This is a genomic window from Actinomadura sp. 6K520 (assembly GCF_004349245.1).
GTDB lineage: Bacteria > Actinomycetota > Actinomycetes > Streptosporangiales > Streptosporangiaceae > Spirillospora.
Window position 1 is genome coordinate 119,790 of the sequence record NZ_SMLC01000002.1, and the last position, 26,593, is coordinate 146,382.

27 protein-coding genes are annotated in these 26,593 nt (G+C 72.4%); 21 read left to right on the plus strand and 6 right to left on the minus strand.

What is annotated here, in order from left to right; translation table 11 throughout:
- The first annotated feature begins 17 nt into the window (after nt 1-17).
- The 15 genes from E1289_RS01285 (at nt 18) to E1289_RS01355 (ending at nt 15,769) form a co-directional block, all read left to right on the plus strand.
- Nucleotides 18-1,301: an acyl-CoA dehydrogenase family protein gene (locus E1289_RS01285; RefSeq protein ID WP_207928709.1), complete on the plus strand. Its 1,284-nt coding sequence runs from the start codon at nt 18-20 to the stop codon at nt 1,299-1,301.
- A complete protein-coding gene (locus E1289_RS01290) occupies nt 1,298-2,749 on the plus strand; it encodes an aldehyde dehydrogenase family protein (RefSeq protein ID WP_131974322.1) in 1,452 nt (483 codons plus the stop codon). Before E1289_RS01285 ends, E1289_RS01290 begins: the two co-directional genes overlap by 4 nt.
- Complete coding sequence (locus E1289_RS01295) at nt 2,749-3,894, plus strand: FAD-dependent oxidoreductase (protein WP_131974324.1); 1,146 nt, start codon at nt 2,749-2,751, stop codon at nt 3,892-3,894. The genes E1289_RS01290 and E1289_RS01295 overlap by 1 nt, the downstream gene beginning before the upstream one ends.
- Before the next feature lie 19 nt (nt 3,895-3,913).
- On the plus strand, nt 3,914-5,338 hold the full coding sequence (locus tag E1289_RS01300) for an aldehyde dehydrogenase family protein (protein WP_131974326.1): 1,425 nt from the start codon (nt 3,914-3,916) through the stop codon (nt 5,336-5,338).
- Between the two features lie 111 nt (nt 5,339-5,449).
- The gene (locus tag E1289_RS37925) at nt 5,450-6,430 is read left to right on the plus strand and encodes an alpha/beta hydrolase (RefSeq protein ID WP_165970289.1); all 981 of its coding nucleotides are present in this window, start codon (nt 5,450-5,452) and stop codon (nt 6,428-6,430) included.
- Nucleotides 6,431-6,595: 165 nt separating this feature from the next.
- Nucleotides 6,596-8,227 carry a nitrilase-related carbon-nitrogen hydrolase gene (locus E1289_RS01310; protein WP_131974328.1) on the plus strand — a complete coding sequence of 544 codons (1,632 nt, stop codon included), beginning with the start codon at nt 6,596-6,598 and terminating at the stop codon, nt 8,225-8,227.
- Nucleotides 8,224-9,027: an oxidoreductase gene (locus E1289_RS01315; RefSeq protein ID WP_131974330.1), complete on the plus strand. Its 804-nt coding sequence runs from the start codon at nt 8,224-8,226 to the stop codon at nt 9,025-9,027. The genes E1289_RS01310 and E1289_RS01315 overlap by 4 nt, the downstream gene beginning before the upstream one ends.
- Complete coding sequence (locus E1289_RS01320) at nt 9,024-9,956, plus strand: alpha/beta hydrolase (protein ID WP_207928710.1); 933 nt, start codon at nt 9,024-9,026, stop codon at nt 9,954-9,956. The genes E1289_RS01315 and E1289_RS01320 overlap by 4 nt, the downstream gene beginning before the upstream one ends.
- 12 nt (nt 9,957-9,968) lie before the next feature.
- A complete protein-coding gene (locus E1289_RS01325) occupies nt 9,969-11,117 on the plus strand; it encodes an aromatic ring-hydroxylating dioxygenase subunit alpha (protein ID WP_131974332.1) in 1,149 nt (382 codons plus the stop codon).
- Entirely contained in the window at nt 11,114-11,890 is a 777-nt protein-coding gene (locus tag E1289_RS01330) for a hypothetical protein (RefSeq protein WP_207928711.1), read from the plus strand. Before E1289_RS01325 ends, E1289_RS01330 begins: the two co-directional genes overlap by 4 nt.
- Nucleotides 11,883-12,836: a hypothetical protein gene (locus E1289_RS01335; protein ID WP_131974334.1), complete on the plus strand. Its 954-nt coding sequence runs from the start codon at nt 11,883-11,885 to the stop codon at nt 12,834-12,836. Before E1289_RS01330 ends, E1289_RS01335 begins: the two co-directional genes overlap by 8 nt.
- Nucleotides 12,833-13,615: an SDR family oxidoreductase gene (locus tag E1289_RS01340; protein WP_131974336.1), complete on the plus strand. Its 783-nt coding sequence runs from the start codon at nt 12,833-12,835 to the stop codon at nt 13,613-13,615. The genes E1289_RS01335 and E1289_RS01340 overlap by 4 nt, the downstream gene beginning before the upstream one ends.
- Entirely contained in the window at nt 13,612-14,241 is a 630-nt protein-coding gene (locus E1289_RS01345) for a hypothetical protein (protein WP_131974338.1), read from the plus strand. The genes E1289_RS01340 and E1289_RS01345 overlap by 4 nt, the downstream gene beginning before the upstream one ends.
- Nucleotides 14,238-14,981, plus strand: coding sequence for an arylmalonate decarboxylase (locus E1289_RS01350; protein ID WP_131974340.1), 744 nt, complete (start codon nt 14,238-14,240; stop codon nt 14,979-14,981). The genes E1289_RS01345 and E1289_RS01350 overlap by 4 nt, the downstream gene beginning before the upstream one ends.
- Nucleotides 14,981-15,769, plus strand: a complete 789-nt coding sequence (locus E1289_RS01355; RefSeq protein ID WP_131974342.1) for an alpha/beta hydrolase — start codon at nt 14,981-14,983, stop codon at nt 15,767-15,769. The genes E1289_RS01350 and E1289_RS01355 overlap by 1 nt, the downstream gene beginning before the upstream one ends.
- Before the next feature lie 4 nt (nt 15,770-15,773).
- Here the strand turns inward: E1289_RS01355 and E1289_RS01360 are convergent, their stop codons facing one another.
- Nucleotides 15,774-16,169 (minus strand): hypothetical protein, encoded by a 396-nt coding sequence (locus E1289_RS01360; RefSeq protein WP_131974344.1) that lies wholly within the window; start codon nt 16,167-16,169, stop codon nt 15,774-15,776.
- Nucleotides 16,170-16,831: 662 nt separating this feature from the next.
- Here E1289_RS01360 and E1289_RS01365 point away from each other — a divergent pair.
- Nucleotides 16,832-17,692, plus strand: a complete 861-nt coding sequence (locus E1289_RS01365) for a helix-turn-helix transcriptional regulator (RefSeq protein WP_131974346.1) — start codon at nt 16,832-16,834, stop codon at nt 17,690-17,692.
- A gap of 18 nt (nt 17,693-17,710) precedes the next feature.
- Here the strand turns inward: E1289_RS01365 and E1289_RS01370 are convergent, their stop codons facing one another.
- Nucleotides 17,711-17,932, minus strand: coding sequence for a DUF397 domain-containing protein (locus E1289_RS01370; protein WP_131974348.1), 222 nt, complete (start codon nt 17,930-17,932; stop codon nt 17,711-17,713).
- Between the two features lie 30 nt (nt 17,933-17,962).
- Entirely contained in the window at nt 17,963-18,805 is an 843-nt protein-coding gene (locus tag E1289_RS01375; RefSeq protein WP_131974350.1) for a helix-turn-helix transcriptional regulator, read from the minus strand.
- A gap of 474 nt (nt 18,806-19,279) precedes the next feature.
- On the opposite strand from E1289_RS01375, the gene E1289_RS01380 reads away from it, so the two are divergent.
- On the plus strand, nt 19,280-20,665 hold the full coding sequence (locus E1289_RS01380; RefSeq protein ID WP_131974352.1) for a cyclic nucleotide-binding domain-containing protein: 1,386 nt from the start codon (nt 19,280-19,282) through the stop codon (nt 20,663-20,665).
- 31 nt (nt 20,666-20,696) lie between these two features.
- Here the strand turns inward: E1289_RS01380 and E1289_RS01385 are convergent, their stop codons facing one another.
- Nucleotides 20,697-21,236 carry a hypothetical protein gene (locus tag E1289_RS01385; protein ID WP_131974354.1) on the minus strand — a complete coding sequence of 180 codons (540 nt, stop codon included), beginning with the start codon at nt 21,234-21,236 and terminating at the stop codon, nt 20,697-20,699.
- Nucleotides 21,237-21,323: 87 nt separating this feature from the next.
- Between E1289_RS01385 and E1289_RS01390 the strand changes: the two genes are divergently transcribed.
- Entirely contained in the window at nt 21,324-22,427 is a 1,104-nt protein-coding gene (locus E1289_RS01390; RefSeq protein ID WP_131974356.1) for an FAD-dependent oxidoreductase, read from the plus strand.
- 68 nt (nt 22,428-22,495) lie between these two features.
- On the opposite strand, the gene E1289_RS01395 is transcribed toward E1289_RS01390, so the two are convergent.
- Nucleotides 22,496-22,936, minus strand: a complete 441-nt coding sequence (locus E1289_RS01395) for a DUF6069 family protein (protein ID WP_131974358.1) — start codon at nt 22,934-22,936, stop codon at nt 22,496-22,498.
- Nucleotides 22,937-23,038: 102 nt separating this feature from the next.
- Between E1289_RS01395 and E1289_RS01400 the strand changes: the two genes are divergently transcribed.
- The 3 genes from E1289_RS01400 (at nt 23,039) to E1289_RS01410 (ending at nt 25,083) form a co-directional block, all read left to right on the plus strand.
- Nucleotides 23,039-23,713, plus strand: a complete 675-nt coding sequence (locus tag E1289_RS01400; RefSeq protein WP_131974360.1) for a TetR/AcrR family transcriptional regulator C-terminal domain-containing protein — start codon at nt 23,039-23,041, stop codon at nt 23,711-23,713.
- The gene (locus E1289_RS01405) at nt 23,710-24,102 is read left to right on the plus strand and encodes a nuclear transport factor 2 family protein (protein ID WP_131974362.1); all 393 of its coding nucleotides are present in this window, start codon (nt 23,710-23,712) and stop codon (nt 24,100-24,102) included. The genes E1289_RS01400 and E1289_RS01405 overlap by 4 nt, the downstream gene beginning before the upstream one ends.
- A 111-nt stretch (nt 24,103-24,213) precedes the next feature.
- Entirely contained in the window at nt 24,214-25,083 is an 870-nt protein-coding gene (locus E1289_RS01410) for an alpha/beta hydrolase (RefSeq protein ID WP_131974364.1), read from the plus strand.
- 52 nt (nt 25,084-25,135) lie between these two features.
- Here E1289_RS01410 and E1289_RS01415 read toward each other — a convergent pair.
- Nucleotides 25,136-26,593, minus strand: a 1,458-nt coding sequence (locus tag E1289_RS01415) for a peptide chain release factor 3 (RefSeq protein ID WP_131974366.1), incomplete at its 5' end; no start/stop codon positions are given.

The window sequence follows — 26,593 nt, forward strand, 5'->3', positions numbered from 1 at the left end:
CGAAGGGAATGCAGCCGATGACCCAGCCGAGCACGCCGACCGGCGCACGGCTCGTGGAGCAGATGACCGACGCCGAGCGGGCGCGGGCGGAGCGCGTGGATGCCGTCCTGCCGCGGCTGCGCGCGGCCGCCGCCGCCGCGGACGCCGCCGCCGAGTTCCCGTCCGGGCACGTGGCGCTGCTGCGCGACGCCGGGCTGCTCGGCCTCGTGGTGCCCGCGGAGTACGGCGGGCTCGGCGGCGGCCTGCGCGACCTGGCCGCCGCCACCTACGCGATGGGCACGGCCTGCCCGTCCACCGCGCTGTCGTACTTCTTCCACAACACCAGCGCCTCGCGCGGCCTGCTGCCGCTGGAGGCGATCGAGGCCGGGCTGTTCGAGGGCGACGACGAGGTGAAGCCCGTGCGGGCGTTCGCCGAGAAGGTGCTGAACCGGATGGCCGCCGGGACGTGGATGGCCAACTTCGCCAGCGAGGAGGTCAAGTCCTCCAGCGCCAACATCGCCATCGCCACGACCGCGTCCCCCGCCGAGGGCGGCTGGCTGCTCAACGGCGTGAAGTCGTTCGGCTGCGCGACGGGCGTCGCCGACACCTACCTGGTGACCGCCCGGCTCGACGGCACCACCGGCGCCGACGGGCTGGCGCTGTTCCTGGTGCCGCGCGACGCGCCGGGCGTCGTCTCCCGCGAGCCGTGGAACGGGCTCGGGATGCGGGCCTCCAACAACCACGGCGTGACGCTCACCGACGTGTTCGTCCCGGCGGAGGAGGCGCTGACCGTCCCCGGCGCGTTCGTGCGGATGCTGCGGATGAGCCGCGGCAGCTTCGTCGGCAACCAGCTCGCCATCGCGGCCTGCTACCTGGGCGCGACGCAGCACGTCTACGACTTCGCCGTCGAGCGGCTCACCCGGCGGACCTTCGCCGACTCCGGCCGGCCGATCGCGTCCTCGCCGATGCACCAGGTGATCATCGGGGACATGACCGAGCGGCTGGAGACGGCCTACCTGTGGATCCGCCGCCAGCTCGAACTGGAGACCTCCGAGCCGCCGCTGCTGCCGAAGGGCGAGGTGTACCGCCAGTGGCGGATCGCCAAGGGCGACATCACCGAGGCGTGCTTCCAGGTCGTGCTGGGCGCGTTCAAGGCGTGCGGCACCTCCGCGGCCACGATGGACGGGGTGATCGGGCGGGCGCTGCGCGACCTCGCGATGGGACTGGTGATGACCTTCCCGGCGGAGCGGGGCCGCCTTGAGGCCGCCCAGGTCATCACGGAGAACAAGGAGAACGAGTTGTTCGCGAGCGTCCAGCGGTGAACTCCCCGCACCGTGACCTGGTGGCCGGGGAGTGGGCCGCGGCTCCCGGCGGCGGGCCCGTCCTGGAGGACCCGGCCACCGGTGAGGAGGCCGGGCCCGCCCCCGTCACCGGCCCCGCGCGGCTGGAACGGGCGCTGGCCGCGGCCGGCGACGCGGCGGAGGGCTGGGCCGCGCGCCCCGCCGCCGAGCGCGCCGAGCTGCTGGACGCGGTCGCGGGCACCCTGGAACCGGTGACCCGGGAGATCGCCGCCCTGGAGGCGGCGGCCACCGGCGTCCCGATCCGGCAGGCGGTCCCGCTCGGCGTCATCGTGCCGGGGTCGTTCCGGCTGGCCGCCGAGCAGTTGCGCGGCGGCGGGCTGGAGACGTCCTTCACCCGCGAGGACGGCGGGGTGGCCGAGGTGCGGCGGCTGCCGTGGGGGCCCGCCCTGTGCCTGGTCCCGTGGAACGCGCCCGCCCCGATGGCCGCGCACAAGGTGGCCAACGCGCTGGCCGCGGGCTGCCCGGCGATCCTCAAGCCCAGCGAGTACGCGCCGTACGGGGCCCAGCGGTTCGCCGAGGCCGTCGGTGCCGCGCTCGCGGACCGGGGCGTCCCCGGCGGGGTCTTCCAGCTCGTGCACGGTACCGGGGCCACCGGCGCGCGGCTGACCGCCGACCCGCGGATCCGCGCGGTCTCGTTCACCGGCGGCGCCGCGGGCGGCCGGTCGGTCGCCGCCGCCTGCGCGGCCGGGATCAAGCCCGTCCAGCTGGAGCTCGGCGGCAACAACCCCCTGGTCGTGATGCCGGACGCCGACCCCGGCCGGGCCGCGCGGACCGCCGTGGACCTGCTCACCACGCTCAACGGCCAGTGGTGCCGGGCGCTCGGCCGGCTCATCGTGCCCGAGCCCCTCCAGGACGCGCTGCTGGAGGCGATCGGCGAACGGCTCGCGGCGCTGCGCGCGGGCCCGCCGCTGGACGAGGACACCGACCTCGGGCCGCTGGTGCACTCGCGCCACCGCGACCTGGTCGCCGCCCGGCGGGACGCGCTCGGCGGCCGGGTCCTCGCCACCACCAAGGTCCCGGACGAGGGCAGCTACCTGGCCCCCGCGCTGGTCACGGACGTCGACCCCGGCGACGCCACCGAGGAGATCTTCGGGCCGGTCGCCACCGTCCACCCCTACCGGACGCTGGACGAGGCGGTGGCCCTGGCCAACGGCACCGCGTACGGGCTCGAAGGGTACGTGACCGGCACCGACGAGGACGCGGCCCTCGCCGTGGCGCGGCGCGTCCGCGCCGGGGAGGTGAAGGTCAACGGCTCCAGCGTGCTGAGCCTGCACCTGTTCGCGCCCCGTCCCGCGTGGGGGGCGTCCGGGCTGGGCGAGGAGGGCACGGCCGAGACCCTGCGGTTCTTCACCAACCCGCGGGTCGTCGGCGTGGAGAACGGGTTCGCCCTGCACTCCCGGGAGCCGTGATGGCGCCGGTGCCGGTGCTGGTGGCAGGGGCGGGCCCGGTGGGGCTCACCGCGGCGCTGGCCCTGGCGCGCCGCGGTGTCCGGGTCACCGTGCTGGAGGCGGAACCGGGGCTGGCCGCGGAGTCGCGTGCGTCCACCTTCCATCCGCCGTCGCTGGAGATGCTGGACGGGCTCGGCGTGCTGGAGCCGCTGCTGGAGCGCGGCCTGGTCTCCCGGACCTTCCAGTACCGGGAACGGCGCGGCGGCGTCGTCGCCGAACTGGACCTGGCGGTGCTGGCGGGCGACACGCCGTACCCGTTCCGCGTCCAGTGCGAGCAGGGCAAGCTCACCCCGATCCTGCGCGACCACCTCGTGGCCGCGGGCGGTGCGGTCCGGTTCGGCGCGGCCGTGCGCGCGGTCCGGCCGGGCCCGGACGGGGTGGAGGTGACGACGTCCGCCGGCGACCGGGTCAGCGGCGCCTGGCTGATCGGCGCGGACGGCGCCGGCTCGGCGGTGCGGCAGGACCTGGGCATCGGCTTCGACGGCATGACCTACCCCGAGCGGTTCCTGGTCGCCTCCACCCGGACCGCCGTCGAGGACCTGCTGCCCGGCATCGCCGCGGTGAACTACGTCTTCGACCCCGGCGAATGGCTGGTGCTGCTGCGCACCCCGGACCACTGGCGGGTCCTGTTCCCGACCCCCGAGGACACCCCCGACGCCGGCGAGCTGGCGCGGCTGCCCGAGCGCCTGCGCGGGGTCGCCGACGTCACCTGGGACGTCGCGCACGCCAGCCTGTACCGCGTGCACCAGCGCGTGGCGGAGACGTTCCGGACGGGCCGGGTGCTGCTGGCCGGGGACGCGGCGCACGTCAACAATCCGCTCGGCGGCATGGGCATGAACAGCGGCATCCACGACGCGGTGCTGCTGGCGGGCGCGCTCGCGGACGTCCTGGCGGGCGGCCCGGAGGCCCTGCTCGACGCCGTCGCCGCCGCCCGCCGCGACGTCGCGCGGTCGTTCGTCGGCCGGCTGACCCACGCCAACTGGGAGCGGATGCGCGACCCGGCCGGGTACCGGGACGAGCTCCGGAGGCTGGCCGGAGACCCCGCCGCGGCCCGCCGGCACCTGCTGCGCACGTCGATGATCGCCTCGCTGCGGGACGTCGCGTGACGCCCGGTGCGGTCGCCTGATGCCCGGTGAGATCGTCCGGGAGAACCCGGCCCGGCTGGACGAGGTCGTCGGCCGGGTGCCGGTCGCGGACGACGCCGAGGTCGACCGGGCAGTCCGGGAGGCCGAGGCCCGGCAGCGCGACTGGTGCCGCGTGCCGGTCGAAGACCGGGCCGCCGCGCTGCTCCGGGCCGCCGACGCGGTCGACGCGATGCCAGGCGTGGCGGAGCTGCTGGCCCGCGAGTCCGGCAAGCCGCGCGCCGACTGCGCCGGCGAGCTGCGGTTCGCCGCCGCCTACCTGCGCTGGGCGGCGGAGCGCACGCCCGCGGTGTTCGCGGACCACGAGACCGACGACGCGGCCGGGCGGCTCGTCCTGCGCCGGCGCCCCTACGGGGTCGTCGCGGCCATCACCCCCTGGAACGCGCCCGTCATCCTCACGCTGCTGAAGGCCGGTCCCGCGCTGGCGGCCGGGAACACGGTGGTGGTCAAGCCGTCGCCGCTCGCGCCGCTGGCGGTCACCCGCGTCATGGCGGCGTTCCCGCCGGGGCTCGTGCGGGTCGTGCACGGCCATGCCGGGACCGCGCGGGCGCTCGCCGGCCACTCCCGCGTGCACCGCGTCGCGTTCACCGGCGGCGCGGAGGCGGGCCGCGCCATCGGGGCGGCCGCCGCCAAGGCGATCACCCCCGCGCTGCTGGAGCTGGGCGGCAACGACCCGGTGGTGCTGCTCGACGACGCGGACCTCGCGGACGCGGCGATGGACCGGCTGGTGCTGGCGTCCTTCGCCACCGCGGGCCAGGTGTGCATGGCCGCCAAGCGCCTGTACGTCCCGAGGGCGCGGCTGGCCGAGGTCCGCGACGCCTACCTGGCGGCGGCCGCGCGGACGCTGGTGCTCGGCGACCCCCTCGACGCCGCGACCACGGTCGGCCCGGTCATCTCGGCCGCGGCGGCGGACCGCGTCCGGGCGCTGGTCTCCGGCTCGCGGCGGCGGGGCGGCACCGTCACCGGGCTGGGCACCGTCACGGCCGACATGGGACGCGGGCACTTCGTCCGGCCCGCCCTGGTCACGGACGTGGCCGACGACGCGCCGGTGGTGGCCGAAGAGCAGTTCGGCCCGGTCGTGCCGCTGCTGGCCTACGACGACGAGGACGAGGTGGTGGCGCGCGCCAACGCGGGCGACCTCGGCCTCGGCGCGTCGGTCTGGTCCGCCGACGAGGAGCGGGCGTTCGCGTTCGCCCGCCGCTTCGACGCGGGCTTCACCTTCGTCAACACCCACAACCGCACCGGGATGGCGCTGCGCGCGCCGTTCGGCGGCGTGAAGCGCAGCGGGCACGGCCGCGAGTACGGCACCGAGGGCCTGCTTGAGTACGCGCAGACGTGCGCGATCCACGCCCCCGCCGCGTTCCGCGCGGACGGCACCGGCATGAGCGCGGGCGCCTACCCCTCCTGAGCCCGCGCCCCAGGGCCATTGCCTTCCCGCGCCCCGGAGTGCTTAATTGAGGTGGCCATATTGGAAACTCTGTTTCTCTCATGGAAACAGAGGTTTGCCTTCGGAGGCAGCATGCGCCCCGTACGTGCCGTCCGGACCCTGGCCGCGGCCAGCGCCGCCACCCTCGCCCTGACCGCCCTCGGCCCCCTCGCCCCCGCGCACGCCGCGGTCTCCCGCGTCCAGACCACCGTCGAGATCCGCTGCGCGTTCACGACCCTGAACCAGAGCGCCGACTGGTACTTCCCCTCCGGCTCCCCGCAGGGCCTCGTGTGGCTGCAGCACGGCTTCGCCCGCGCCAACGACCACGTCGCCGACCTGGCCTCCCGGTACGCCGCGGCCGGCTACCTGGTCTTCGCCCCGACCCTGCCCAGCGCCAACCTGTTCGGCTGCACGCTGCAGAACATCGGGAACAACACCGCCTTCCTCGGCAACGTCGCCGACCTCTTCGCCAAGATGGGCGACCCGTCCGACAAGCTCGGCCGCAGCTTCGCCAGGGCCAAGGCCGAAGCGGGACGCCCCGGGCTCGCGCTGCCCGGCTCCCTCGTCCTCTCCGGGCACTCGGCGGGCGGCGAGGCCGTCGGCTACGTGGCCGGGCGGCTCCGCACCGACAACGCCGCCGCGTGGGCCCGGGTGCGCGGCCTGGTCCTGCTGGACCCGGTGAAGTCGTTCATCGGCGACAACCTCGGCACCGGGCTGCGGGCGGTGGACGGCACCGGCCGCATGGTCCGCACGATCTCCGCGCCGGACGGCACCTGCAACAACGGCGGCAGCGGCACCGACGCCGTCCAGGCGGGCGTGCGCTCCCCGTTCGTCGGCGTCCGGCTGCCCGGCGGCGCGCACACCGACGCCGAGGGCGCGAGCACCGACTCCGTCGGGACGATCGCCTGCGGGACGCCGAAGGCGGAGAACGTCGCGGTCCTGCAGACGTTCGCGGTCGCCTGGGCCAAGGACGCCTTCAACGGCACGCAGACCCCCGCCTACCTGCCCGGCGGCTCCTACTACCAGACGCAACTGGGCGCGGGCAGGATCCAGACCCTGACCGGCGCCTCCTGACGCCCGGTCACCGGTGGGGGCCGCCCCCCACCCCCCGGAACGGCTCCTTCCCGGCGGCCGCCGGTCCCGTGAGCGGGAAGTTTCCGCCCGCGGGATCTGGCGGACCGGGAACCGCGATTGTAGTGTCTTGGAAACAGCGTTTCGCTAGAGGAACCGGGAGGCCCGATGGGTCCGGTCCGCGTGGCCGCCGTGCAGTTCGCGGCCGGCCGGGACGTGCCCGGCAACCTCGCCACCTGCCTGCGCATGATCGACCGCGCCGCCGCCGAGGGTGCGAGCATCATCGTCCTGCCGGAGTTCTGCAACCGCCTGTCCTGGTACGCGGACAGGGCGGAGGCCCTCCGGCACGCCTGCACCCCGGACGGTCCGTTCCTCACGGCGATCAAGGAGCGGGCCGCCGCGCACCGCGCGTACGTCAAGGTCAACGTCACCCTCACCACCGGCGGCCGGGTCACCGTCGGCAGCCTGCTCTACGGGCCGGACGGCGCGCTCCTCGGCCGCTCCGACAAGCTCACGCTGATGGGCGCCGAGGGCGACAACCTCGACCCCGGCACCGCCGCCGGTCCCGTCGTCGCCACCCCGCACGGCCGGCTCGGCATGTACGCGTGCATGGAGGGCGTCACCAGCGACGTCCCCCGCGACCTGGCCGTGCGCGGGGCGCAGGTGCTGCTGAACAGCCTCAACTCGTTCGCCACCGACGAGGCCGGGCTGCACGTCCCGGTCCGCGCGGCGGAGAACAGGGTGTGGGTGGTGGCGGCCAACAAGGTCGGCCCGCTGCTGCCCGCCGACCTGCTGCCCGCGATCGCCGAGCGGCTCGGCGTCCCGGCCGGCCTGCTGGACGGGGCGGGCGAGAGCCAGATCGTCGCCCCCGACGGGACGGTCGTCGCGAAGGGCCCGCGCACCGGCGAGGCCGTCGTCGTCGCCGACATCGACCCGTCGCTCGCCGACCGCAAGACCCGCCCGGACGGCACCGACCTGTTCGCCGCCCGCAGGCCGCGGCTGTACACGCCGATCGTGGCGGCACCGCGTCCCCGATCCGCACCGCCCGGCGAGGCGAAGGTGGACGTCGCCGCCGTCCGCTCGCCCGGCCTGGTGCGGGACGCCGCGCTGGCGGGCGCCGAGCTGATCGTCCTCCCGGAACTGGCGTTCGGCGTGGACGCCGACCCCGGCGCCGTCGTCGCCGCGCTGGCCACCGCGCTCGACGGCACCACCGCGCACGCGGTGACGACCGTCCGGGCGGGCGCCGCGCACGCCGCCTACCTGGTGAACGCCCGCGGCCTCGCCGGAAGCCAGCCCCAGCTGCACGCCTGCGCCCGGCACTCCGGCTGGGCCACCGAGTACGGCAAGCGGCTCGCCGTCTTCGCCCTCCCCTGGGGGCGGCTCGCGCTCGTCCCCGGCGACGACGCCCTCTACCCCGAGGTCTTCCGGCTCGCCGCCATCGCCGACGCCGACGCCGTCGCGGTCCCGTGCACCCCCGCCGAGGACTGGGAGATCGCCCTCGGCCTGCCGGAACGCGCCGCCGAGAACCGGCTGAACGTCGTCGCCTCCGGGCCGGACGACGGCGTGGTCCTCGCGCTGCCCGCCGACTTCACCCTGTGGACGTCCTGGGCGGGGCCGTTCGAGGGCCGCATCAGCCACCCCCTGGTCACCCGCGCGTCCGGGCCGGTCACCGTGGCCGCCGTCCATCCCGCGCAGGCCGTGAACCGGCTCGTGTCCAAGAACACCGACCTGGTCGGCGGGCGTCCCGCGCACGCGGTCGCCGCGCTGGCCGACGACGACCCGAGCGGAGTGCGCCGTTGAAGGAGACCCTGCAGCACGTCGAGCAGATGGTGGACGAGTCCCCCGCCGTCGACGTGACCGACACCTTCCACCGGTTCGGCACGATCCTGGACGGCCTCAAGGCCAGGATCGACGAACGGTTCGAGCTGGCGCGCGACCCGTCCACCGACGACCTGGAGTCGTACGGGAACCCGCCCGAGAGCCCCGGCGGGCGCCTGGCCGCCTACAGCGGGCCCGAGGTCGACTGGATGGTCCACTCCTGGCTCGGCAACCCCACGGCCGGCTTCGCCAACCTGCACCTGACGGTGTGGCTCGGCCCGCACATCCGGGTGCCGCACCTCGGCGTCGCGCTGCTCGTCTGGCCGGAGGGCTGGTTCTACGTCGACTCGGTGCCCCGCGCCAACCTGCTCGCGGACGGCGAGTACTACGACGCCTACTACGAGCCCCTCAACGCGGAGTGGCTGGCGGTCCGGGAGCAGAACCCGCAGCTGGAATGGTTCACCAGCCGCGCCGGGTTCATCCGGGCGAGCCTGTCCCCCACCGCCCACTGCCACTCCTTCCCCCGCGAGGAGAAGAACATCGACCTGGTGGAGCGGCTGCTCACCGGGCACGTGGACCGCTGGCTCGGCTGGGTGGACGAGGCCGAGCCCGTCCCGGCGGCCGACCGCGCCGCGCTCGCCGCCGCCGACCTGGCGACGCGCCGCAACATCGCCGAACGCGACCCGGCGAACGTGATGGGCGTCCGGTACTTCGGCCGGGAGCTGACCGACCGGCTCGTCCGCGCCCTGTGGGGCGGCGACCGGAAGCTGCCCCGGCCATGACGAACGTCCGGTCGCTGTGGTGGTCGGCGGACACCGGCGGCCCCGCGCCCTTCGGCACCGCGCACCTCAAGGTGTACTACCCGGCCCGCGCGGAGGGCACCGACGCCGAGCGGCTGTCGGGAGAGATCCCGGCCGATCCGCGGGGCGCCCCCTACCCGGTGGTCGTGTTCTGCTCCGGGGTGAACGTCGAGCAGGCCGTCTACCGCCCGCTGGCGGCCGGCATCGCCGCCGCCGGATTCGTCGTCGTGACGTTCGACCGGGTGGCCGAGCTGTTCGGCGGCCGGTACGGCCTCACCCCCGGCGTCGACCTGGACGCGGCCAGGCCCGGCACCTACGGCACGCGGCCGACCTGCCCGGCCCTGCCCGCCGTCCTGGACGCGCTGGACAGGATCGACCTGCTCAAGGGTTCGCTCGACCTGACCCGGATCGCCCTCGGCGGGCATTCCGCGGGCGGCACCGTGGTGCTGCAGTCCGCCCGGTTCGTCCCCGGCGTCCGGGCCTGCTTCGGCTACGGGACGCACACCATGGTCGCCACCATGCTCGGCTGGCCCGCCGGAACCGTCCTGCCCGCGCAGGCCGGCTGCCCGGTGCTGCTCGGCGTCGGCACGCGCGACGGCGTCATCATGGGCAGCTCCGACCGGTACGGGCAGGACGCGCCGTCCGACCCCGTCACCCGCACCTTCACCGAGGCGCTGCACGATCCGCGCGACCTGCTGGCCGTCGTGCGGGGCGCCAACCACTTCGCCGTGGCGGACCCGGTCGACCCGACCGCCGCCCGCGCGTTCCTCGACCTGCCGCCCGAGACCGACCCCGCCGAGGCACGCCGCGCCTTCACGGACCTGGTCGCCGGCTTCCTGCGCGCCCACGTGCGCGGGGAGGACGTAAAACCGTCCGCCGACCCGGCGCTCATCGACCTGCGGCGACGATAGGGAGAGCCCGTCATGCTCAAGAACTTCTGGTACGCGGTCGAGTTCGCGCACGCGGTCACCCGGGCCCCGAAGCGGGTGACCTGCCTCGGCCAGGACTTCGTCCTCTACCGCAAACGCGACGGCGGCGCGGTGTGCCTGTCCGACCTGTGCGCGCACCGCGGCGCCGCGCTGTCGGGCGGCACCCTCGTCGACGACAGGCTCGCGTGCCCGTACCACGGGTGGCAGTACGAGCCGGACGGCGCGTGCAGCAAGATCCCCGCCAATCCGGAGGGGCGCGGCATCCCGAAGCGGGCCCGCGTCGACTCCTATCCCGTCCAGGAGCGGTACGGGATGGTCTGGGCGTTCCTCGGCGACCTGCCGGAGGACGAGCGCCCGCCGCTCCCGCACTTCCCCGAGCACGACGACCCCGCGTTCCGCACCGTGTACGTCGAGATGGTCATCGAGGCGAACTACGAGCGGACGTTCGAGAACGTCGTGGACGCCGCGCACACGCCGTTCGTGCACGGCACCCGGTTCGGCAATCCGGACAAGCCGGAGATCCCCGACTACGAGGTCACCGAGGACGAGTGGTCGGCGACCGCCGACATCCGGCTCAGCCCGCCACCGGCGGGCGGCCTGTGGAAACGGCTGTACAAGGGGCGGCCGGAGGAGGTCGTCGTCACCAACGGCTGGTACCTGCCCAACATCGTGAAGCTGCACGTCCGGCTGCCGTTCGGGGACATGATCCTCTACGACCACAACGTCCCGCTCGACCGGCACCGCACCCTCGTCAAGATCGTCGGATACCGGAACTTCTTCACCGGCAAGTGGGCCGACAACGACGCCCGCAAGCGGATCCGCAGCATCCTGCTGCAGGACAAGGTGGTGGTGGAGACCCAGCGTCCGGAGCTGCTGCCCTACGACCTGCCCGGCGAGCTGCACCTGCGCTCCGACGCCCTCCAGGTCGCCTACCGGCGGCGCCGCCAGAAGCTGATGGCCGACGGCTGGTGGCTCGGCGAGGACGAGGAGTTGCCGGTCAACGGCAGGCGCGGCAGCGCCACCGTGATCCCGTCCCCCGCCCGCCGGGAGAATCCGGAACTGGCCCGCGCCTGGCAGCACCGCCCCCGCGGCGGCGTCCCGGTGCCCCTCGACGGGGCCGGCGGCGAAGGAGAGGGCGAGTGAGCGTGTCCGCGCCCAAGGCGCTGAACGACCGGACGCTGGCGGCCCTGGCCGATGTCGAGCCGCTGGAGACGGTCCGCGAGAAGGTGCTCACCAGCGTCCTGTCCCCGGAACCGGCCGGCACGCTGACGGTCCTGACCGGTGAGCGGATCGCCAAGGTCGTCTGCATCGGCCTGACCGTCGACCGGATCGGCATGGACAGCCACATGATCTTCGCGTTCACCGGCGCGGACTCGGCCGTCCCGCACTTCACGCTCGACTCGGTGCTCGCGGGCGGGCAGCTCGCCTACCACATCGACCTCGTGCCGCGGGTCGACCTCGGCGCGCACCTGGCGTACGTCAACGCGGTGTTCCAGCCGCTGACGCCGGTGTACGAGGAGGTCAAGGAGCGGTTCGGGCCGTCCACGGCGGCGATCGGCCCCCGGCAGCACGCCATGATGTCGCCCTGGATGCTCGTCAACCGGGCCGACGACGAGCACTTCGCGCAGATCGGCACCTACCTCGACCGCTACTTCGAGCATTGGCGCGACCTGCTGGTGAAGGGCGTCCCCGGCGACGTCCTAGGCACGCTCGCCGGCACCGACCTCGCCGCGCGCGACGCCCGCAACCGCGCCGCGCTGTTCAGCCCGGAGGTGGACCCGGTGTGGGCGAACGTGGCCCGGCTGCTCGGCGACGCGCAGGCCGAGGAGCTGCGCGCCGAACTGCTCAGCAACGACCTGCTCAGCAACGACCTGCTCAGCGACCACCGGCCGGGCGGAGGCGCCGCCGATGGCTGAGCCGAGCGAGTGGCAGCGCCGCATCGAGGGCGAGTGGCACGGCCGGCCGTCCCTGTTCGACGCGGCCGGCACCTGGCAGGGGTACGAGGACATCCGCCGCTCCTCGGTCTTCGCGGACGGCGTCACCACGTACTACATGGACGGCGGACTCGAAGGCGGCGGCCCCCTCGCGGGACGGTTCCGGCTCGGCGCGCCGTTCGCGTTCGGGGTGGTCGACTCCGACGGGGACCGCGTCTACACCGGGCCCGACTTCCACGGCACCGGGCAGCCCTACGGCGGGTTCGTCGACGCGCACTACTACGGGCCGGGCTGGCAGGTGGACCTCAACACCTGGAACCACGTGCTGCCCGACGGCCAGACCCAGGTGTACTCGTCCACCCTGTACCAGGGCTGGGCGGTCGTGGGCTGCTTCAACGGCGTCTACAAACGCACCACCGACTACGACACCAACCCCGCGACCAGGGACACGATCGAACGGTTCCTCGCGGAGGAGACCCGGCACGGCCCGGTCCCGTACATCCTGCCGACCAAGCAACGCGGCGCGTACAGCGGGACGTGCGAGCTGTGGGGCGCCGACCAGAAACCGGCCGGCGAGGTCACGGTGTCGATCGGGCTGGAGCCCGTCGACCTGCTGCGCACCCGCCAGCACGTCACCTGGACCGGCGCCCTCGACCGGGCCTACACGGTCGAGGCGCGCCGCGACGGGACTCGCTCCTTCTACGAGGGCCCGGACGCCTGGGGCAACGCGCAGGCGTTCGGCCGGGCCAACTACCCCGTCCTGCACTTCTCCGACGACGTGTGGAAGGCCAAGGGACGCGAGTTCATGGTCGACGCCACCCCCGGGATGACCGCCGGCGAGACCCTCACCGTCGTGTACGAGCTGTTCAGGGGCAACGTCCTGCACGCCGTCCTGCACGGCGTCCTGAGCTGGGAGGCCGGGGTATGACGGGCCGGGCGGTGGTCATCACCGGCGGGACCCGCGGCATCGGGCTCGGCCTCGCCGCGGAGTTCCTGGCCCGCGGCGTCCGCGTCGCGATCTGCGGCCGGTCGGGCGAGTCGGTCGGCAAGGCACTCGCCGAACTTGGCGACGGCGCGGTCGGCGTGGTCTGCGACATGGCCGACCGGGACCAGGTGCAGGCCCTCTGGGACGCGGCGGCCGAGGCGTTCGGGCACATCGACCACTGGATCAACAACGCGGGGGTGTCCACCTCCCGCCGTCCCCTCACCGACCTGCCGCCCGAGCAGCTCGAAACCGTGGTGGCGGCCAACCTGCTCGGCGTGATGCACGGCAGCGCCGTCGCGGTGCGGGGCATGACCGCCCAGGGCGGCGGCACCGTGTGGAACATGGCGGGGCTCGGCAGCGACGGCCGGACCGTCCCCGGCCTCATCGCCTACGGCGCGACCAAGCGCGGCACCGACTACCTCACCACCGGCCTCGCCAGGGAGGTCAGGGGCGGCCCGGTCAGGGTGGCGCACCTGTCCCCCGGCATGGTCGTGACCGACCTGCTGCTCCGCGACTACTCCCCCGACGAGCTGGCCAAGGCGAAGAAGATCTTCAACATTCTCGCCGACCGAGTGGAGACGGTGACGCCCTGGCTGGCCGAGCGGATTCTCGCCGGGACCAGGAACGGCGGCACGGTCGCCTGGCTCACCACCCCCAAGGTCATGGCCCGGTTCACGCTGGCCCCGTTCCGAAGGCGCGACCTGTTCGGGGCGGAAGCATGACCGACTACCCGGTCGCGCTCGCCGCCGAGGACTTCGTGCCGGTGGCGCTGACCGCGCTGGGCATGGCGATGCTGCGGCACCGGCATCCGCTGGTGCCCGCGGCCGCCGCCCTGGTCGTGGCGGGCGGATTCGGCAAGGCCACCTGGAAGCTGGTCGTCGCGCTCGGCGGCCCGGACCTCCCCTGGCTGCGCGGCGCCCTGTTCCCGCTGCTGGCGATCGGCTTCACGGCGTTCGCGTACGCGCTGTCCCGGGAGTCGCGCCGGCCGCCGCATCCGGCGGTGCTCGCGGTCCCGGCGATGACGGCGCTTGCCATGTCGGCCGTCCTGCGCGACACCTGGCCCGCGCTGCTGTGGACGATCGTCGCTGTGACGGCCGCCGCCGTCCTGCTGGCGCGGTCCGCCGCGCGGGCGGGCGACCCGCTCGCGGCGACGCTCTTCGGCCTCTGGCTCGCCGGACAGTACCTGCTCGGCCCGATGGCGGCGCGCGCCGAGCAGTCCGTCCCCCTCCAGTGGGTGGAGCAGTCCTGCAACACCCTCGCCCAGGCCGCCTTCGCGTTCGCCGCCTGGCACCTCACCAGAACGACACGGACCCGAACGGAACGGACCGGGGAAAGGGCGGCGGCGTGACGGACGCACTCGGCTGGCGGCGCAAGTTCGGCGTGATCGCGCCGTCCACCAACACCATCGTCGAACCCGACTTCCACCGGATGAGCGTCCCCGGTGTGACGTCCCACTTCTCCCGCATCCACATCCGCGACCAGGACATGGCCGGGGACGAGGGCATGGAGCGGCTCCTGGCGCAGATCCGCGACGAGATCGGCGCGGCCTGCGAGCGGGTCCTGACCTGCGAGCCCGACTACATGGTGATGGGCATGTCCGCCGAGACGTTCTGGGGCGGGATCGAGGGCAACAGGCAGTTCGTCGAGCAGATCAACGCCATCACGGGCCTGCGGGTGGCGACCGGTGCCGAGGCGTGCGAGCGCGCGCTGAAGCTCTACGGGGCGCGGCGCATCGGCGTCGTCACCCCGTACCAGCCGGTCGGCGACGTCAACGTCCGGCGGTTCTTCACCGAACTCGGCTTCGAGGTCGACCGCATCATCGGCCTCAAGTGCCCGACCGCCGTGTCGATCGCGCACGTCACCGACGCCGAGCTGCGCGCGGCGCTGCGCGAGCTGGCCGCGGGCGAGGTCGACGCCCTGGTCCAGTGCGGCACCAACCTGTCGATGGTCCGCACGGCCGACGAGGCCGAACGCTGGCTCGACCTCCCCGTCATCGCGATCAACGCCGCCACCTGGTGGATGGCCCTCCGCGACAACGGCATCGACGACCGCGTGTACGGCGCGGGAACCCTCCTGCGCGAGCACTGATGACCAGGGGCTACGTCGACACCGGGTGGGGCCAGGTCCACTACCGCGCCTGCGGTGACTCCGGCCCCTGGATCGGGCTGTTCCACGAATCCCCGCTGTCCTCCCGCGTCTTCGAGGACGTCCTGCCCGTACTCGGCCGCCGCGCCCGCGCCGTCGCCTTCGACACCCCCGGCTACGGCGCGTCCGACCCGCCCCCCGGACCGGGCTTCGAGATCCCCGACTACGGCCGCGTCCTGGCGGAGGCGGCGGCCGGGATCGGGATGGAGAGGCCGGTTCTCGCCGGCGTGCACAGCGGAGCGTCCCTCGCCCTCGCGGCCGCCGCGCACCTGCCGGCCGCGGGCCTGGCCCTGAGCGGCGTCCCGCTGTTCACCCCGGAGGAGCGGGCCGGCTTCATCGCGGGATGGACGCCCGAGGCCCCGCTCGACGACCGGGGCTCCCAGTTCACCTGGGCCGTCGAACGCTACCTGCGGAGCTGGGGGCCGGACCTCCCCCGCGAACTCCTCCACCTCGCCGTAGTGGAGCTGATGCGGGTGGCGGACCGCTACGAGTGGGGCTACCAGGCCGCGTTCCGCTTCGACCCCTCGGAGGCCCTCGCGGCGGCGGACGTCCCCGTCCTCCTCCTCAACGCCGAGTTCGACAGGCTCGCCCCCAAGGACGCCCTCGCACTGGACCTGGCACGCGACGCCCGCCTGGTCGTCCTCCCCGGCCTCCCCGGCCAGCCGCACCTGCGGGCCCCCGGCGACTTCGCCGCAGCGCTCCTGGCCTTCACCCTGGAAGCCGGCTCCTGACCGCTCAGAACGCGCAGTCGGGCACCCCGTCGAGGTGGGCCTTCCCGCGGATGTAGACGTTGCTCACCCAGCCGCTGGGCTGGTAGCCACCGTTGTAGGTGTACGACCACCACTCGCTGTAGTACCCCGAGTCGGAGACCGGCTGCCCCCGCTTCTGGCAGTACACACCGATCTCCTGCTTGGAGACCTTCCGGATGATCGTCGGGCAGTTGCCCGTGGACGGGTACTCGGTACACGCCCTGGTCCCGCCGGTACGGACGTTCACGTTGGTCGCCCACACATAGACCCAGACGATCCGGTCCGCCGCCCGCTTCCCCACCGGCTGCCGCGCCGGCGCGGCCTGCGCCGGCGCGGCGGCGATGACCGAGGCACCGAGCGCACCCGAGGCAACGACCGCCATCGCCGCCCTCCTGAGACCGGACCAGCGAGTTTTCCAAAGCATGATGCTGTCTCCGTTCGGTTCCCGTCCTGCTCAGCTCTGCGAGCAGGTGGACTCAAGGCGAGTGAACCGTCCACCTGCTTCAGCCCGGCTTCACATCAGCTTCACGCCTTAATTTCGCCACTGGACGAAAAAGTGTGGTCCGATATGGCGAAAGGAAGACTTCACGTGGCTTAATCTCTGCGGGACAAGCTCAGCCACGCCCCCTTGGGCATGTTCGACCCGTATTTAGCCTGATCATTCATCGTGCATTCGCCACCCCGGCGGACGCTCTACGGCCTCCGGCCACATACACAGTATTCAAGATGCTTCTGCGTCAGGTGACGCACTTCTTACGTAGTCACCTGATTCCCGGTCAGCGGCCGATTCCGGACAGAAAGGCACTGACGCCAAGCTCCGGAGGTCGCATGTTGATGATGGGGCAGTTGTGATGAGGGTGCCGTCCAGTGATCAATGGGATCGGCTTCGCAGGCTAGTACCATACGATCAGCGGGTAAACCCCGGGTGAAAGGTTCTCCCCGGGGGCAACTCCGAAAGCGAAGACGCGGCGATCCATCGGTCAGGGACCATGGGCCCGCCAGGCCAGCAGGCCGGCGGGCTCTGGTGACGATCTAGGAGTTGGCATGACCTCGAGTCCGGGGCCGGTTGTCCAACGAGCACTTCTCAGCAAGCAACTGACCGAGATCCGTCACCGAAGCGGACGCTCCGAGGACGAGGCGGCCGCGGGACTGGGATGGCCGACAGGTCGCCTGATCCGCATCGAAAGCGGTCTCGACCTCCCCGCACCGGCGGAGCTGGCCGAGCTGATCGGTTTCTACGGCATCGATGACGAGAAGCTTTCGCAGCGTCTCCACGGACTGGCCGAAGGGGGAGCCACGGCCGGATGGTGGGAGCCCTACAAAGCGCACATCGACGACCCGGCCTTCTACACGTACCTGCAACATGAGGCCGGAACGTCCAAAGTCGAGCAGTTCCAGTCCGCCCTCGTTCCGGGGCTGCTGCAGACCGAGAGGTATGCCGTTTCCGTGCTGCGGCAGTTCTTCCCTGGGATCGGCGAGAGCCGCCTAAACGCGCTCGTTGAGATGCGCATGCGGCGGCAGGCGGAACTGGAGGGACGGCTGCAGGTCTTCGTCATCGACGAATCCGTGATTCAGCGCAGGGTGGGCGGCGCCGACGTCATGCGCGAGCAGATCGGCAAAATCCTGACTTTCGCCCGCATGCCGCACATCACCGTTCAGGTTCTGCCCCTTTCCGAGGGTGAGAGCTTCGGGATCCGAGGACCGTTCGGCCTCCTCAGCTTCGCCGAGGGGCTCGGCCATGTGCTCTACCTGGAAAGGACACCGGGAAGCGTCACCTATGTCCGGTCATGCGCGGAGACTGCCGCACATCGTGCGGCGTTCCTGTCGCTTAGGCAGACCGCACTGAGCGACAGGCAGTCAGAAAGTCTGATCGTCGAGGTCGCTCGTAGCCTCGACGACATGTAGCCCCATGGCCGGCGCAGTTCACCCTGTGAGGTCCGGCGCGTCCATCTTGATCCGGGCGATGAATCGCGCCCACTCGTCCGGCCGATAGGAGTGACGCGGTCCGTACGGGTCCTTGGAGTCCCGCACAGCGATTCCGTGGTCCGATCGTGCGACCTGGACGCAGTCGCCAGCACCACTGGCGGTCGCGGTACGCCATTCCAACTCGGCGCACTTAGGGTCGTCGGACGCATCCGTAGGCATTCGATCTCTTTTCGGATGAAAGTAGTCTGCTTACAGTTGTATTGACAGACGCGAGATGAAGTCGAGCGACTCAGCGGGACCGAGAGCTGCGGCACGCAGATGCTCGACCGCCTCCCGATATCGATTGATATCGACTTCACGTTCGAGGTAAATGTTCCCCACCAGACCTTCCACGAAAACCACAGGGGAGAGCCCGGGATCGTCGAAACTCATAAAAACAAAGGTGCTGTCCAGCCCCGGATGAGCGCCGACCTGGAAGGGAATAGCCTGAATTGTCACGTTCGACTGGTGGCCAACGGCAACGATTTTGTCGAGTTGCCGCTTCATGAGGTCCCGGCCGCCGACATGACGTCGCAGGACCGCCTCGTCAAGCAGAGCCCAGAAATGCGGAGGTTCTTCCTTGTAGAGGATCTCCTGGCGCCGCATCCTGGCCTCGAGGCGCTCCTCAAGGACCTCCTGGCGCATCCGGGGGGCGAGTCCTCGGATGATCGCCCGCGCGTACTCCTCCGTCTGGAGCAGCGACGGCACGATGCAGGACTCGTAATCGGTGATGGAGGAGGCCGCATCCTGAAGGCCGATCAGCGGGGCGATTCCGAGATCACCATAGTGCTGCCACCAGCCCTGCTGGCGAGCATCGCGCGCCAGCCGCATCAACTCGTCGCGCTCCCGGGCGTCGACCTCGTAGATCCCGCACAGATCCCGCACATCGCGCAGGCTGGCCGCCCGTTTCGCGGTCTCCATACGGCTGATCTTCGTGGGATGGCACAGCAGCCGTTCGGCGATCTCCTCGATGCTCTTTCCCGACTCAAGCCGGAGCTTGCGCAAGCGGGCCGCGAGCTCGCGCCGACGCAGCGTAGGACTGTCAGAGGCCACGCCGCCGCCTCCGTTCTCCGTTGAACCCGATACGGCACATAGGCATCAGCTGTCGCTTCGTGTCCCAATCGAGAGGAATCGAGAGGTATCACCCCGGGCAGAAGCCTCTGTCCCTTTCCATTGGCACTTGCCAAGGGCAGGTGCTGCAGTCACTATACAGCTAGGCCCTGAAGAGACAAGCGGCGAACCGGCGGAGGTGCACGCGGTGTCGACTCCCGCTCAGAAGAGGTGGTGGCAGCACTCAGCAGCGACAGAATCTCGCCCAATAAACAGGCCAGGCCGGTGCCCACACACCGACCCAGCCAACAGCACGTCCCCTGATCCAGCTCAGACCACGTGAGGATGTTGCCTTGCTTCATCGTAACGGCTCTGGCCTCGAAGACAACCGGCCCTGCGCAGGCCGCTCCTCCCTTCCTTCCCGCTGGCGTCCGATATGCCAGGAGCGGTGCGTGAACGCGGGGACCTGGGGGCGTCATGGACCGCCCAACTGACCGCCCGGCGAGCAACGGACCGGTCTTCGCGACCATCCCAACGAAGTACCTGGCGTTCGTCGCCGCGCTGGTCGTCGGCGTGTGCCTGCTGGCCGGGCCGGCGGACCTGCTCGCCATCGGCGGCCTGCTCCTGCTTATGGTCCCCGTCGTCGGCTTCACGATGATCCGGCTCACGCTGGCCGTGCGCCTGTGCGAACTGGCGCAGAACCCTGGTGATCTGCTGAGGTCGCCGACCGGGACCAGCACGCCCGTCCCCGGCCTGATGCCGGGGCACCCGTCCCCCGGGAATTACCTGGAAGCCGCGGCCTCCGTCGGTACTGGACGCCACGGACCGTCCGGCGGGAGCTTCTGGGACGCCCTCGGCGACACCGAACGGCGAGCGCTGCGGCGGCTCGCGGTCGAGCGGCGCTTCGCGCACGGCACCGAGATCTTCCGGGAAGGCGACCAGGCGGACCACGTACTCGTCATCCGCGAGGGAAGGACGAGGGTCTGCCTACGCCGTGCCGACGGCAACGAACGAGTCCTCGCACGGCGTGGGCCAGGCCAGCTCGTGGGCGAACGCGGCGCTCTGGAGGTCAAGGTCCGTTCGGCGACCGTCGTCGCGGAAGGACCGGTGCGTGCATGGGTGGTCCGGACCCATGACTTCGCCACCTTCATCGGAGCGAATCCTCGGGTCCTGGACATTGTCGAACACCAGGTCTACTGGAGGCTCACTGAGCCATCCTCTGCGGGCCCGATCATTCCCGGTTCGGAACAGGCCGGCCTCTGGCCGGAAGAACACCAGAGTCTGCAACCCCGCCTGGACGGAGACATCTGTTCGATCCTCCTAGGCGACATTGTGAGCTTCAGCGGAACCGAACGCACTGACGACGACAGGAGATTCATCCGGCAGACGCTCACTGACAGCGTGCGGCAGTCGTTCGCCGAGTCCCACATCCCCGTTCGGCTATGCCACTGGGAGGACCGCGGTGACGGATTCCTCATCGTCGTCCCCCCGAATGCCGCGACGACTTCGCAGGTCCTGGAGGGCGTGCCGCACAGGCTGGCGATCAAGCTCCGCCGGCACAACCGGCGTAGTCAGGCCGCCGGGCGGATCCAGTTGCGGCTCGCCGTTCACGTCGGCCCGGTCGTCCGCGACCAGTCCGGCGTGTCGGGGGACGCGATCATCCACGCCGCGCGCCTCGTCGAGGCACCGGTGTTCAAACGCGCCGTGGTCCAGCGAGCGGCCTGCCTCGGGCTCATCGTGTCGGCCTACCTTTACGACACCCTCGTGCGCAGCGCCGTCGCAGCCGTGGAGGCGTGCGAGTACGAGCGCATCACCTGCAAGGTCAAGGAATCGCGGATCATCGGCTGGGTCTCATTCCGTTGAGGCCCGGTCGGCGGTGCGGAGGGCGGGCGTCTTAGGGTGTGGTTTCGTCCAGGACGGTCTGGATTCGGCTCCAGGCATGTTCCAGGTCGGTGTCGGGGGCGGGTTCGAAGACCAGGACACCGTCGCCCAGGTCGATGGTGAGGACCGGCCGGCCCGCCTCGGTGAGCATCGGTTCGCGTGCTTCCACGCCGTACGGGGCCTCCAGGACGCTCATCTCCGCGTCACCGCGCGGGTCGAACATCAGGAGTCCGGGCGCGACCCACAGGGCTCCGCGTTGCAGCACGTTCTCGTGGACGACGCCCTCGTCGTACTGCAGCGGTCCGCACAGCCTGCCGATCAGGCAGAGGCGGGGGCGGCGCCCCGCGGTCAGCTCGGCCACGATCTCGTCGGTGTCGCCCAGACCGGGTGGGATGACGTAGAAGGCCAGGCCGGGGCGCGGGCCGGTGAGCTCGCGGCGGAAGGACCGCAGCGAGGGGCGGCGCCGCAGCAGCCGATCCGCGGCGGGCCGGAGCAGCAGGCCCCCGGCGAACCCCGTCAGGGCCGCGACGATGACCGACATGACGATGGACACCCGCGTCACCTTAGCCTTCGTAGATCACGCCCAGGTGTCCGACTTGCGTGTCTCGCCACGTTCGGGGGCCGCTGTCATCCTGAGGACATGCGGATTCTGGTCGTGGGTGCCGGGATCGTCGGCGCCGCGCTGGCGGACCGGCTCGCCTCGCGTGCGCGGGACGAGGTCACCGTGGTCGAGGCGGACGCGCCCGGCGCCGGGACCTCGGGCACCAGCTACGCCTGGATCAATGCCAACGATCCCGCCGACCCCGCCTACCACCGGTTGCGGACCGCGGCGATGTCGACCTGGCGGGACCTGGCCGCCGAGTTCGGTGACCCGGCCTGGTACCGGCCGGCGGGCAACACGACGTGGGCGGTCACCGATGACGCGAAGGCCGGGCTGGCCGAGCGGGTCGGGCGCCTCGTCAAGCTGGGCTACGCCGCCGAGCTGATCGACACCGGCCGGCTGGGCGGGCTGGAGCCGTGCGTCCGGGCTCCGCGGAACGCCCTCATCGCGCACTATCCCGATGAGGGCTACGTGCACGGCGGTGCGGTGGCGCGGGCGCTGGCCCGGCGCGCGGGGGAAGCGGGGGCCGAGATCGTCACGGGTCACCGCGCGGTCGGCCTCACCACCGGAGGTGACCGCGTGACCGGTGTGCGGCTGGACGACGGCCGGGACCTGGACGCCGACCTCACGATCTGCGCGGCCGGCCGGCACGCCCCCGCGCTCCTCGCCACGGCCGGTGCCGTCCTCCCGCTGGTCGACCCGGCCGAACCCGGCTCTGCGGCGCCCTGTCTCGTCGCCACCACCACCGCGGCGCGGGGCGTCGTCAACGGGCTCGTCCACGCCCCCGGCCTTTCCGTCCGCCCCGCGCCGGACGGGGGTCTCGTCCTGGAGGCCGACGACCTGGACGCCGGTGTCGATGAGTCGGCCTCCCCCGCGCTGATGCGCACGGTCGGCGCCGAGCTTCTCGCTCGTGCGCACGCCCTCGTCCCCCGGCTCAGGGCGGACGTCGCGGAGATCCGGCGGTGCGTCCGTCCGCTGCCCGTCGACGGGTATCCGCTCGGCGGGTTCCAGCGCCCCGGTCTGTACACCGCCGTCACCCATAGCGGCATCACGCTCGGTCCGCATCTTGCCTTGCTGATCGAGCGGGAGGTGCACGGAGACCCGCCGCCGGAGCTCGCCCCCTATCGGCCGGACCGCGCCTGAGCGGACCGGCGAGGGCATGTCCTCCTCCCCTGCGGGTGGCCGGGGAGGAGGGCGCACTCGGCCGGGGGCTACCGGGTGCGGTCGGGTAGCCGGCGGGCGACCAGCGGGACGACGATCGCCGCGGCCACGAGGTGGGTGGCGATCAGGGTGAGCCGCGTCTCGGCCGCCATCGCGATGAGCAGGTCGGGCACGACCGACAGCGCGATGAGGGCGCCGGTGACCACGAGGAACGTGCGTCTGGGCGCCGCGGCCCAGCGGCGCAGCGCCACGGCCAGCAGCACGCCGACCGCGCTGAACAGCAGGGTGAGCTGGGTGAAGCCGAGCAGCGGGATCGGCTCGCCGTCGATGTCGAGCGAGACGCCCGCGCTGCTGGCGAGCGCGGCGACGGCGGTGGTCGCCGCGGCGGCGGCGACGCAGGCGAACAGGCCGGTTCGCCACATGGGGGCGGTGCCGGTGGCGGTCGTCGGGGCCGCGGGGGCGGCGATGCTGCCGGTGGCGGTGCTCGTCATGGTCTGACCTTTCCGGTGGGGGTCTCCGATGGACTCTATGTGTCCACCGGATACTTGATGTAACGTAGACACTCCAAGGCCCGGTGACAAGAGGTTGGTGAGATGAAGGCGCTCTGGGATCTCCGCGACCAGCCGGAGAAGAAGCCCCGCATGCCGCTCTCGGTGTCCGCGATCGTCGAGGCGGCCATCGCGATCGCCGACGCGGACGGCATCGAGGCGGTGTCCATGCAGCGCGTCGCCGCCGATCTCGGCTTCACCAAGATGTCGCTCTACCGCCACGTCTCGAACAAGTCCGAGCTGCTCGGCATCATGATCGACACGGCGGTGGGCGAGCCGCCCGACCTGGGCGAGGTGCCCGGTGGCTGGCGGGCCCGGCTGGAGGAGTTCGTCCGGCGGCTCACGGAGGTGTGGCGGCGGCATCCCTGGCTGCCCGCCGCCACCGTGGGCGCCCGCGTGATGGGCCCCCGCGAGGCCGGGTGGACCGAGAGCGCCGTCGCCGCGCTGGCCGGCACCGGGCTCACCGGCGACGAGCGCATGGCCGCCGCGTTCCTGCTGTTCGGGCACGTCCGCAACACCCAGTCGATGACCACGGCCGGCACCCAGGCATGGTCGGGCGGGGGCGAGACGGCCGAGCTCATCCGCGGCCGGGCCGACCTGTTCCCCGAGCTCAGCGCGGCGTTGAGCGGCCCCACCCCGACCCTGGACGACAACGCCCGCGCCTTCGGCCTGGAGTGCCTCCTCGACGGCCTCGCCGCCCGGATCGAGCAGCGGCGATGACCGGGCGCACATTGGCCGGCGGCTACCTCACCGCCCTGGAGCGCGGCGACCTGGCCGGCGTCCTGGCGCTCTTCCACCCCGACGCGGTCGTCCACTCCCCGCTCTACGGGCCGCTGCCCGCCGCGGAGTTCTACCCGAGGCTGCTCGCCGACACCGGCCGCGCCGAACTCCGCCTCCGCGGCGTGACCCAGGGCGAACGTCTCGTCGGCGTGTGGTTCCGCTTCGACTGGACGCTGCCCTCGGGCACCGAGACCGGCTTCGAGTGCGTCGACATGCTGGAACTGGACGACGCAGGGCTGATCACGACGCTGCGCATCTTCTACGACACCGCGACCACCCGCGCGGCGTTCGAACGCGAGACGGGCGGCTCCTGGCACCACCCGGCCTGACGCCACCCGGCCCTTCCGCCCTTTTCAGCGCGCACCCCCGGCGACGGCGGGCTCGCCGAGGTCGCCGTCCCGCACCGATGAGTTCGCAACGCGAAAGAGGTCGATATCGCCATGACTACCTTGACACTCGAAACGCCCGGCGCCGACCTCGTCTACGACGTGCACGGCCCGCTGCCGCCCGCCGGCGGACGGCCACCGCTGGTCATGATCGGCCAGCCGATGGACGCCGGCGGCTTCCGCGCCCTGGCGTCACACTTCCCCGACCGCACGGTGATCACCTACGATCCGCGCGGCCTCGGCCGCAGCACCCGCAAGGACGGACGGCTCGACCACACGCCCGAGACCCAGGCCGCCGACGTGCACGCCCTCATCACGGCGCTCGGCACCGGCCCGGTCGACATGTTCGCCAGCAGCGGCGGCGCGGTGACCGCGCTCGCCCTGGTGGCGGCCCACCCCGGCGACGTCGGCACCCTGGTCGCCCACGAGCCGCCGCTCCTCCCTGTGCTCCCCGACGCCGAGGCCGCCGGACGCGCCCGCGCCGGCGTCCGGGACGTCTACGAAGCCAGGGGCTGGGGAGCCGGCATGGCGGCCTTCATCGCGATGACGTCGTGGCAGGGCGAGTTCACCGACGACTACTTCGCCCAGGAGGCGCCGGATCCCGCCATGTTCGGGATGCCGGCGGAGGACGACGGCTCCCGGGACGACCCGCTCCTGTCCGACCGGTCATGGGCGGTCAGCGACTACCGGCCCGACGCCGGCGCCCTCGCGGCGGCACCGACCCGGATCGTGATCGCGGTGGGCGAGGAGTCCACGGACGTCCTCACCGGCCGCACCTCGGTGGCGGCGGCCGAGCTTCTCGGCCGTCCGGCGACGGTGTTCCCGAGCCACCACGGTGGCTTCCTCGACGGTGAGCACGGCTACGCGGGGGAGCCCGAGGCGTTCGCCCGCAAGCTGCGCGACGTCCTCGACCACGCCGGCTGACCGGGGCGGGGCACTGCCGCGCGGCGGACAAGCTCCGCGAGGAGGTCTGTGTTCAGTCGGGGACGCCTGCGGCGAGCATGGGGGTGAGGGTGAGGCCGGGGTGTTCGCGCTCGATGGCCCGCAGCCGCCACTTGTCGACGAACACCGCGATGAGCGAGCCGTCCAAGGAGCGGGAGAGGACCTCCACGCCGCGGCGGCCGGTCAAGGTCTCGGCGGATTCCTTGTCGGTGACGCGGGCGGTGGTGTAGTCGAGCCTGGTGAGGTCGACCGGTGCACCGAACTCGTCGGCCATCCGGGCGGTGACCACGTCGAACTGCAGCGGCCCGACGGCGGCCAGCACCGGCGCCTGGTCACCGCGCAGATCGCTGCGCAGCACCTGGACCACGCCCTCCCCGTCGAGTTGCTCGATACCGCGGCGGAACTGCTTGGCCCGGCTGTTGTCGGTCGTCCTGGCCACCATGAAATGCTCCGGAGCGAACGCCGGGATCGGCGGGAACACCACCGGGGTCTTGACGTACAGGGTGTCGCCCACCGATAGGCCGGAGGCGTTCGGCAGCCCGATCACATCCCCCGGATAGGCCGCCTCCAGCGTCGAGCGGTCACGGCCGAACACCGTCTGGGCGTACTTGGTCGCCAACGGCCGCCCCGTCGGAGCATGCGTCAGCGACATCCCGCGCTCGAACCGCCCCGAGCAGACCCGGATGAAGGCCAGCCGGTCGCGGTGCGCCCGGTCCATCCCGGCCTGCACCTTGAACACCTGCCCGGCGAACGGCGCCGACACCGCCCGCTCCCGCCCGGCCTCATCAGCGCGCGCCGACGGCGCCGGCGCCAGCCGGCACACCGTCTCCAGCAGCGCACCCACCCCGAAGTTGGGCAGCGCCGCCCCAAACAGCACCGGGGTACAAGTCCCGGCGCTGTAGGCGGCCATGTCCAAGGTGGCGCCGATCTCCTCCAGCAGCGCCAGCTCCTCCACCGCGCTCTCCCACGCCTGACCCTCCTGCTCGGCGGCCTGCCCGGCGGGCACCTGCTCGGCGATCGCCCGGGTCGCGCCGCCCGGAGTACGCCGGAACCGGGTGAACCCCCCACCGGCCCGCTCGATCAACCCGCGGAAATCCCCCGCCACACCGACCGGCCAGTTCAACGGCGCCGGACGCAACCCGATGCGCTGCTCCACCTCGTCCAGCAACTCCAGCGGCTCACGACCCGGCCGGTCCCACTTGTTCACGAACGTGATCACCGGGATGCCACGATGCCGGCACACATCGAACAACTTCAGCGTCTGCGCCTCCAGACCCTTGGCCGAGTCCAGCAGCATGATCGCCCCATCCACCGCCGCCAGCACCCGGTAGGTGTCCTCGGAGAAGTCCGCGTGACCCGGGGTGTCCAGCAGGTTCAGCAGCACCCCGCCGTACTCGAACCGCAGCACCGAAGAGGTGATGGAAATCCCGCGCGCACGCTCCATCTCCATCCAGTCCGACCGCACCCCCCGCCGCCCCGACTTACCGTGCAC

Bases quoted from the DNA above. Each gene is read 5' to 3' on its own strand.
- E1289_RS01285 (WP_207928709.1), top strand. From the start codon at position 18: ATGACCCAGCCGAGCACGCCGACCGGCGCACGGCTCGTGGAGCAGATG.
- E1289_RS01295 (WP_131974324.1), top strand. From the start codon at position 2,749: ATGGCGCCGGTGCCGGTGCTGGTGGCAGGGGCGGGCCCGGTGGGGCTC.
- E1289_RS01300 (WP_131974326.1), top strand. From the start codon at position 3,914: ATGCCCGGTGAGATCGTCCGGGAGAACCCGGCCCGGCTGGACGAGGTC.
- E1289_RS37925 (WP_165970289.1), top strand. From the start codon at position 5,450: ATGCGCCCCGTACGTGCCGTCCGGACCCTGGCCGCGGCCAGCGCCGCC.
- E1289_RS01310 (WP_131974328.1), top strand. From the start codon at position 6,596: ATGGGTCCGGTCCGCGTGGCCGCCGTGCAGTTCGCGGCCGGCCGGGAC.
- E1289_RS01320 (WP_207928710.1), top strand. From the start codon at position 9,024: ATGACGAACGTCCGGTCGCTGTGGTGGTCGGCGGACACCGGCGGCCCC.
- E1289_RS01325 (WP_131974332.1), top strand. From the start codon at position 9,969: ATGCTCAAGAACTTCTGGTACGCGGTCGAGTTCGCGCACGCGGTCACC.
- E1289_RS01335 (WP_131974334.1), top strand. From the start codon at position 11,883: ATGGCTGAGCCGAGCGAGTGGCAGCGCCGCATCGAGGGCGAGTGGCAC.
- E1289_RS01340 (WP_131974336.1), top strand. From the start codon at position 12,833: ATGACGGGCCGGGCGGTGGTCATCACCGGCGGGACCCGCGGCATCGGG.
- E1289_RS01345 (WP_131974338.1), top strand. From the start codon at position 13,612: ATGACCGACTACCCGGTCGCGCTCGCCGCCGAGGACTTCGTGCCGGTG.
- E1289_RS01355 (WP_131974342.1), top strand. From the start codon at position 14,981: ATGACCAGGGGCTACGTCGACACCGGGTGGGGCCAGGTCCACTACCGC.
- E1289_RS01360 (WP_131974344.1), bottom strand. From the start codon at position 16,169: ATGGCGGTCGTTGCCTCGGGTGCGCTCGGTGCCTCGGTCATCGCCGCC.
- E1289_RS01365 (WP_131974346.1), top strand. From the start codon at position 16,832: ATGACCTCGAGTCCGGGGCCGGTTGTCCAACGAGCACTTCTCAGCAAG.
- E1289_RS01370 (WP_131974348.1), bottom strand. From the start codon at position 17,932: ATGCCTACGGATGCGTCCGACGACCCTAAGTGCGCCGAGTTGGAATGG.
- E1289_RS01380 (WP_131974352.1), top strand. From the start codon at position 19,280: ATGGACCGCCCAACTGACCGCCCGGCGAGCAACGGACCGGTCTTCGCG.
- E1289_RS01390 (WP_131974356.1), top strand. From the start codon at position 21,324: ATGCGGATTCTGGTCGTGGGTGCCGGGATCGTCGGCGCCGCGCTGGCG.
- E1289_RS01395 (WP_131974358.1), bottom strand. From the start codon at position 22,936: ATGACGAGCACCGCCACCGGCAGCATCGCCGCCCCCGCGGCCCCGACG.
- E1289_RS01400 (WP_131974360.1), top strand. From the start codon at position 23,039: ATGAAGGCGCTCTGGGATCTCCGCGACCAGCCGGAGAAGAAGCCCCGC.
- E1289_RS01405 (WP_131974362.1), top strand. From the start codon at position 23,710: ATGACCGGGCGCACATTGGCCGGCGGCTACCTCACCGCCCTGGAGCGC.
- E1289_RS01410 (WP_131974364.1), top strand. From the start codon at position 24,214: ATGACTACCTTGACACTCGAAACGCCCGGCGCCGACCTCGTCTACGAC.